We start from the raw sequence: 8,500 nt of genomic DNA on the forward strand, positions 1-8,500 counted from the left end.
CAACTATACCAACACCGGTTACAAAACCATGCTCAATGGTAGTTTAAACTATCATAAAGCGTTTAATAAAAATCATGACCTGAATATTCTTGGCGTATACAGCGAAGAATACTGGTACGATCGTTATCAGTCTTCCTCCCGCAACGACAGGATCTATCCAACACTGCATGAAATAGATGCTGCCTTACCCGGCACACAAACAGCCGGTGGCAATTCCAGTACAGAAGGATTGCGTTCCTATATTGGTCGTGTAAACTATACCGCGTTTGATAAATACCTGGTAGAGTTCAACTTTCGCTATGATGGCTCTTCGAAATTCCTGCCTGAAAACAGGTTTGGATTCTTTCCCTCTGCAGCTCTCGGCTGGCGGTTCATAGAAGAAGGTTTTATAAAGCACCTCGTAGGAGATGTCATAACCAATGGTAAGCTCAGGGTATCTTATGGTGGTTTGGGAAATAACAGCAGGGTAGGGAGATATGAACAGCAGCAAACCCTCGATGTCAGCAATTATATGAACGATGCCGGTATTGTGAAAGGGTTTGTAAATAAAACAATGATTAACCAGAACCTGACCTGGGAAGCGACGCAGGTGTTCAACGCCGGGCTGGATCTGGGCTTCTTCAATAATCGCCTGACAGCAGAACTGGATTACTACGACCGTTTGACTACCGGCATGAACCAGGAATCGGATTTATCTATATTACTGAACGGGGCTTATGCAGCTCCCCGCAGAAACATTGGTAATCTGCGTAACCGTGGGGTGGAAGGCAATTTCAACTGGACCGACAAAGCCGGTGACTTCCGCTACAGCTTTAACCTGAATGCTTCCTATAACAGAACGCAGCTGGAGAAATGGGCTGGCTACCTGCCACGTGACTGGGTGTACCTGGACCTGCCTTATCATTTCCTTTATAGCTACCAGGATAAAGGTATTGCACAAACCTGGCAGGATGTGTACAATGCTACTCCACAAGGCGCCAGTCCCGGTGATATCCTGCGTGAAGACCTGAATGGCGATGGCCGTATAGATGACAACGATAAAAAAGCATATCCCAACACGCAACGCGACAGACCTACTACCAACTTTGCCTTTGCGACAACTGTTAGCTGGAAGGGGTTTGATGTAGCCATCTTGTTACAAGGCGCCACGGGGCGTAAAGATTACTGGATCAACAACTACAACGATGTGAATTTCTCCACAGCGAGATATGCATCTTCCTGGGATACCTGGAATAATCCGTGGTCCGTGGAAAACCGTGCCGGCGCCTGGCCACGTTTAGGCGGCGGCGGTAAAAACAGGGAGCAAACTACTTTCTGGCTGGACGATATGAGTTATCTGCGGTTGAAAAATATTCAGCTCGGATATACCGTGCCTGCTTTCCTGGTGAAAAAAATCGGTATCAACAGTGTCCGCATTTTTGGATCTGCTGAAAACCTGGCCACTATCACCTCTTTCCGTGGATTGGACCCGGAACAAACCGGTAACAAGAGTAATGCATACCCACTGAATAAATCTTATTCAGCTGGTATTAATGTTGGTTTTTAAATGCTGAAATTATGAAAAGAACAACTGCAACGATACGTCTCGTAGCTATGCTGACAGGCTTTTCCCTGTTTGCCGGCTCTTGTACAAAAAACTTACTGGATCAGCAGCCTACCGTTGATCTGGGCACTGCCTCTTTCTGGAAAACGGAGGGTGATGCTACCATTGCCTTAATGGGCGCCTATGCGGATATACGTCCGTTATTTGACCGTGATTATTATTTTGATGGTCAGGGAGAATATTCCAAAACCCGCAATGCGTCTAACAGTACTGTAGAAAATAATTTGCAGAAAGGCGGGGCCTATTTTAAAGCCGGTTATGATCCTTCCGGCTACGCCAATAAGTTTGACAACTATTTTAAGTATGCCTATGGTGGTGTGAGTCGCGCTAACTACGTGATTGAAAACGTGACGAAGATGTTGCCCAATGCTATCAGCACTTCCATACCTAACCTGGAAGCGGTGATTGGAGAAGCGCGGTTACTGCGTGGCATGGTGTATTTCCGCCTGATTTCCATGTGGGGCGATGTGCCTTATATAGGTCATGTTATTAATGACAACTCGGAGGTAACGAGTTTGAGTCGTATGCCTATTGCGCAGATAAAAGATTCCATCCTGGCAGATTTCACCTACGCTTTTGAAAAGTTACCGGTGAAAGCTACTCAACAGGGACGTGTAGGCAAACCCGCTGCCCTGGCCTTTCGTGGCAAGCTGCAATTATTCTGGGCCTGCTGGAATAAGTTTGGCTGGCCTGAGCTAAGCACGTTCACACCGGATGCGGGTGCTGCTACTGCCGCTTATACTGCTGCCGCTGCGGATTTTAAAGCCGTGATCAATAACTATGGCTTAACGTTGTATATGAATGGGGAGCCGGGTGAATGTGATGAATTGGGTAAGGCAGATAAACTGCCTAATTACTATGATCTCTTTACATCCAAAGCCAATGGCAATCCGGAAATGATCATGGCCTTTAATCATGGTGGTATTGGTACTGGTCAGGGAGAAGAGTTGTTGCGTGATTTTGCGGGTCGCTCCCTGGAATCCGGTCAATGCTGGGTATCTCCCCGCTTTGAAGTCGCAGATAGGTATCAATCGACGATTACAGGCGATTTTGCGCCCAAGCTGATACCGATGAATCCTGCTACCCAGCCAACGGCCAGAACGGCCCCGAATTCGGCTTTAAATCCACAGAGCTATGCTAACCGTGACTACCGCATGAAAGCGTCTATTTTATGGGATTATGAAGTGCTGGCAGGGATGGCCTCTTTGAAACCTACCGGCTGGATTCCTTTCATCTATAAAAGCTGGGGATCGCAGGTAAAGATTGATGGGGTGAATTATATCGCCTACAATACCGATGGTTGTAAGTCGGGCTATGTATATCGCAAGTTTGTGCGTAACAAGGCGGGACTGGGCCGTAGCGATGGTGACTATGCTTACCCGGTAATGCGCCTCGCAGATGTATACCTGATGTATGCAGAAGCCAGCAATGAAGCCAGCGGACCACAGGGCGACGCCATCGATGTAGTGAACAGGGTGCGTCATCGTGGTAACCTCCCTCCGCTGAACGCCGATAAAACTGCTACCAAAGCCGATTTTTTCAATGCCATAGAACAGGAACGTATTGTGGAATTACTGGCCGAAGGACAACGTGGATTTGATCTGCGTCGCTGGAGAGCGATTGAGCGGGTATGGGGTCCTCCCAATGGTCCGGGTGTATCTGTAAGAGATACACAAGGTTTAGAGGTGGTACCTTATTTCCAGAATGCATCACAGCGTACGTATCAGCAGTGTTACATTTTTAAGATTCCACAGGAAGAGCGCGACCGTAATCCTAACCTGACGCAGAATACGCCATGGTTGTAACCCATTGGCTGAATTGAGTTTCCAAATAATAAACACCCACAAGATGAAAAAATATGCAATCATAACCCTGCTTTCTTTCTTTACTGCCCTCACCTGGATGGGTTGTAAAAAAGATTATCCGATAGATGAAGATGGCCTGCTGATTACTCCCAGAGCGGAGTGCTATGTCAGCAGTTTCGAATTGCTGGGACCCGACTTTCTGACGGTGCTGACAAAAAATGCCGTGGTAGATACGGCTGCCTGCACCGTTACGGCGGTGGTGGCATATGGCACCGATCTGAAGAATCTGTATCCGCAGTTTACACTGGTATCGGATGCTAAACTGGATCCGAAGATTGCCGGTAGAACCGATTTCTCTGACCTGGCTAATCCAAGGCAGTGGACGGTGGTATCGGGCAACCGGCAGGTAAGGAAAACGTATAAAGTGATACTGACCGTTCAGCCAAAGTGATTTTCATTTTAAAACATTGCATATGCGAAGTACATATTTTCAATATACACTCCTGTTATCTTCCTTTTTCCTGACACTAACTGGATGTGTGAAGGATAAGGATTATGCCGTGCCCGTGGCTAAAACCGAGTTGCAGAACGACTGCATCAAGCGTACACTGGGACCTAATATAGTAGGCCAGAACATTGAGTTTGCCTATGCCATGGCACTCCCTGCTACCAAAGGTAAAATAGTAAGCGCGCAGGTAGATGCGTCTATTGCCGGTGCGCCGGAAACTTACCTTGAAAACAAATCTTACTATACCAATGGTAGTACCGGTAATGATGTCGGCATATCTATCGGTGATCCTTCTGTTAACAAGGAAACATCGACTACTGTTATTTTTACGAAAGATACCAACGCCGTTACGCTCCGTTATTTTTACAGGATCCCGGAAGCAGCGCGTGGCCAAACGGTGAAATTTACCTTTACCGCAAAGAGCAGCGATGGGGAAACCGTTACTTATGCCATGGGACCTTATACCATTTCAAAAATGGATATGGCGCTGGATATGAGAGTGAAAGACGGTGATTCCTGTTACGTGTCACTCGCAGATATGAAAGTATATAATGCGGCCGACGCTGCTGCGAATGCAGATAAGATTGACCTGGTATACCTGTACCGTGCCATGTCTACGGTTACTTTCGCGCATGCACTGGTATCGCCCGGGTCCAATCCGGAATACCTGCCCGGCGTTACGTTGCCTGCCAACGTAAACAGGCGTACGAAAATCAGCAAAGTATGGGACCTGCGTGATTTTAACCTGGCGCGTTTACAATACGGTGTTTATATCGATGATGTGGATTTTATACAAAGGGATTTATCTTCTGCGCCAGACTATGCCATTAACCTGAAAAAGGAAGCTGGCGCCTGGGTAGAAACGGCAGATGGAAAATACAGGGGATATGTTTTTATTAATCTTACAGATGATAAAAACAAGCTGGCTGTTATCAGCATCAAGCGATACACCATGAAATAATAACCGGGAGGGTGTTTCAAAGTAGCGATGGTACATTTGATACACCCTCTTTTAATTTCCGGACGTGATGAAAAAAATATTTTCTTTTTTGCTGTGTTGTCTGCTGGCAAATGCAGGTAATGCCCAAACAACACCTTTTGTACATCCGGGGATGGACCAGTCAGGTAACGACCTCGCCTATATGAAGCAACAGGTGCTGGCGGGTGCGGAACCGTGGAAGAGTGCTTTTGAAAGATTGAAGGCTGCTACAGATACCTCCTATAACGTAGAAGCATATACGCATGTGCTGAGAGGGCCATCCGGCAATCCTAATATTGGTGGCAATGAGTTGTCGAAAGGGGCAGGACTGGCCTATAACTGCGCCCTGCTATGGTATATTACCAACGACAAAGCCTACGCCAATAAAGCCATTGCTATCATGAATGCCTGGTCGGGCCGGCTCTGGGATTTTGATTACAATGATGCCAAGTTGCTGGCTGCCTGGACAGGTCATGTATTTTGTAATGCAGCGGAAATTATCCGGCATACGAATGCCGGCTGGCAGCAAAAAGAGGTAGACCAGTTCACGCATATGCTGATGACGGTGTATTATCCGCTGATACGTTACTACTATCCCAATGCCAATGGCAACTGGGATGCGGCTATTATTCACACCATTATTGCCATCGCTGTTTTTACAGATAACCATGCGATGTTTGATAATGCAGTAGATCATTTTTTACATGCACCGGTAAACGGGAGTGTCTTTAAATACATTTACCCCAGCGGGCAGAGTCAGGAAAGCATGCGCGATCAAAACCATGTGCAGGCGGGCATTGGCGAGTTTGCCGGTGCTGCGCAGATTGCCTATACACAGGGAACGGATTTATTTGCTATTGCAGACAACCGCATAGCATTGGGGTATGAGTATACTGCAGGGTTTTTATTGGGCGACAGTACTTATTGTTATGGGCCTATTTCTTATCGGGTCAATGCATTGCGAGACGACTATGAATATGTGTACCGGCATTATGCTGCCCAAGGTATCTATCTCCCGAAAACAAAAAAAGCGGCAGACTCCATACGGCCCCGTGCGGCCCGCAGTATATTAACCGCACTGCGTACGCCGGCAAGCTATCGGAAAGTAAAAGGAGGCGGTACGCCGGTAGCCTCCACCATTGGCTATATAGCAGGTGCAGGCGCTCCCTGCGATGTGAAAATCCCTGCTAATGCGGTGTATGTATCACCGGGGCAGTCGTTGCAGGATGCGCTGAATAAAACCGCCGGCACTAACACCTGGGTAGTGGCTAAAAAAGGGATTCATACGCTCACGGCTACACTAAAAATTCCTTCCGGTGTTACGCTTTGCGGAGAAGGCGTTGGTACGGTATTATTTGTAGATCCGGCCTCTGGTATTAGAGATGCAGTGATCAATGCTACAGACGATATGCACGATGTAATCATCCGCGATTTGGTACTGGAAGGATCGATCACCACTGATACGGTAAAGGATCCCAATGGTAATCGCTCCTTCAAGGCGTTGGCCAAGCGTGGCGGCTTTATCTTCCGCGCACAACACACCGGACAAATGAAGCGACTGCAATTTATTCACCTCACCGTACAGGGTTGCACCTTTAACGGCGTGGAAATCAGTGGGGCAGATGGCATCACCATAGAGCGTTGCAACTTCAATGAAAATGGCTCCAGTATTATTCCCGGGCCACGGTTACAACATAACTTGTTGCTAAAACATTGTACGGATATCCGTATCCGTAACAGCCGTTTGGATACGTCTCCTTTTGGCAGTGGTATTGCTTTGGATCAATGTCGTGCTGTGGAGATCAACAGCTGTGAAGTTGCCCGTAATGCCTGGTATGGCATCAGTGTAGCCGGTTGTGAAAAAGTGGCCATCAAAGAAAATCTCATCGAAGCAAATGATCGGGGTGGGCTTTTGCTGGAATATTTTTACACGGGTAATAAGTATATTGACGTCCGTAAAAATCTGATACAGTATAATGCGGGTTATGGAATCACGGCCTATGGCGTGGAGAATGGTACTATGCAACTGAATAGGTATGCCGGCAATGGCAGTAACAAAGCACAGGAACTGATCAGTCCTGAGCAAAAAGTAATGATGGAGTAAAATATAGAAAAATGAATATGCGAAAATTTACCAGGACTGCGTTTGTATTATTGGCAGGATATTTACCACTACAAACAGTAGCGCAGCAGGCAACGCCGGCTACTTTTTTACTGAAGTCGTCCGTGCTCACACAAAGCAAAGCCGCTATTGCACAGCATGCACCCGCACAAACGAAAGCATTGGCTGACTTACTGCAGTTAGCTGATCGCGCTTTACTGCAGGGGCCCTATTCGGTAACGTTTAAAAGTCAGGTGCCACCGAGTGGTGATAAGCACGACTATATGAGTGTAGGTCCCTACTGGTGGCCGGATACGACCAAATCCAACGGATTACCTTATATCCGCAGAGATGGCGAAATTAATCCCGAACGGTATGCGGTGAAGGATGACGGTTATTTTAATTCCTTATGCAGTGATGTAAATGTACTGGGGCTGGCCTGGTTTTACACAGGTAATGAAAAATATGCCACCCAGGCTGCAAAGCTGCTGCGCACGTGGTTCCTGGACCCTGCTACCAAAATGAATCCGCACCTGAATTACGGGCAGTCCATCCCGGGCATTACGCAGGGGAGAGGTATTGGGCTGATAGATACCCGTGCAATGGTGGCGCTCATTGACGGCGTGCAGTTGTTAAAAGGCGCCAAATCCTTTCCTGCAGAAGATTTTAGAGGAGTACAAGACTGGTTTCGTCAGTTTCTTACCTGGATGCTTACCAGCAAAATAGGAAAAGAAGAACTGGTGGCGAACAATAATCACGGTACCTGGTATGACGTACAGGCAGTAAGCATGGCGCTGTTTACAGAACAGCCACAACTGGCAAAACAAATCCTGCTGGAACATACCACGAAGCGGATAGACCAGCAATTTGAAACCGATGGCCGTCAGCCAATAGAATTGGATCGCACACTCTCCTGGCATTATTCTGAATTTAACCTCCAGGGTTTTTTTGCGCTGGCCACGATGGGCGAACTGGTACAAGTGGATTTGTGGCATTATGAAAGTCCCGGCAAGAAAACTTTACGCAAAGGATTTGAATGGATGCTTCCTTTTGCTGAAAACAAGGCTGCCTGGCCGTACAAACAAATTAAGTCCCTGAATGTAGACGAATATGCGGAACTGGCCATGATAGCTCATCAGAAATATCCTGATCTGGATCTGGCTACATTCTGGAACCTACATCCGGTAACACCTGGTTACTCCTTCCTGTTGACAGGCTGGGGTAAATAGTTGTCTTCTTTTCCGCGAATCCGCGCGCTAACGACATAGATCAATCAACGATATGCCCCGTATCTGCACAGATGCGGGGTTTTCTTTTTATGCACTGCCGGCTGTCTGCATTTCTTTTTAGTAGGTTTACGAGGAGAAAAGATCTGCTTATGAAAAAAAAACGAGCGGAGGTTTGAATATATAAGAAGCTGATAGCTAGTTACAACGGAAAAATAAAGTGGTTTTTCATAAATAGAAATTTAATTATATTCATGATTACTATGAAATAATTGATT

6 protein-coding genes are annotated in these 8,500 nt (G+C 46.8%); all 6 read left to right on the forward strand.

Annotation, left to right across the window (positions count from 1 at the left end):
* Positions 1 to 1,546: SusC/RagA family TonB-linked outer membrane protein (locus VIP81_RS26150; protein ID WP_331968176.1), on the forward strand; the 1,546-nt coding region annotated here is incomplete at its 5' end.
* Positions 1,547 to 1,557: 11 nt separating this feature from the next.
* Complete coding sequence (locus tag VIP81_RS26155) at positions 1,558 to 3,408, forward strand: RagB/SusD family nutrient uptake outer membrane protein (protein ID WP_331968180.1); 1,851 nt, start codon at positions 1,558 to 1,560, stop codon at positions 3,406 to 3,408.
* Between the two features lie 43 nt (positions 3,409 to 3,451).
* A complete protein-coding gene (locus VIP81_RS26160) occupies positions 3,452 to 3,859 on the forward strand; it encodes a hypothetical protein (RefSeq protein ID WP_331968183.1) in 408 nt (135 codons plus the stop codon).
* A gap of 22 nt (positions 3,860 to 3,881) precedes the next feature.
* Complete coding sequence (locus tag VIP81_RS26165) at positions 3,882 to 4,877, forward strand: DUF4466 family protein (protein ID WP_331968186.1); 996 nt, start codon at positions 3,882 to 3,884, stop codon at positions 4,875 to 4,877.
* 67 nt (positions 4,878 to 4,944) lie between these two features.
* Complete coding sequence (locus VIP81_RS26170; protein WP_331968189.1) at positions 4,945 to 6,999, forward strand: alginate lyase family protein; 2,055 nt, start codon at positions 4,945 to 4,947, stop codon at positions 6,997 to 6,999.
* An 11-nt stretch (positions 7,000 to 7,010) separates the two neighbouring features.
* A complete protein-coding gene (locus VIP81_RS26175) occupies positions 7,011 to 8,225 on the forward strand; it encodes an alginate lyase family protein (protein ID WP_331968192.1) in 1,215 nt (404 codons plus the stop codon).
* Positions 8,226 to 8,500 lie beyond the last annotated feature (275 nt).

The sequence above is a fragment of the Chitinophaga sp. genome (assembly GCF_036566945.1).
Lineage (GTDB): Bacteria > Bacteroidota > Bacteroidia > Chitinophagales > Chitinophagaceae > Chitinophaga.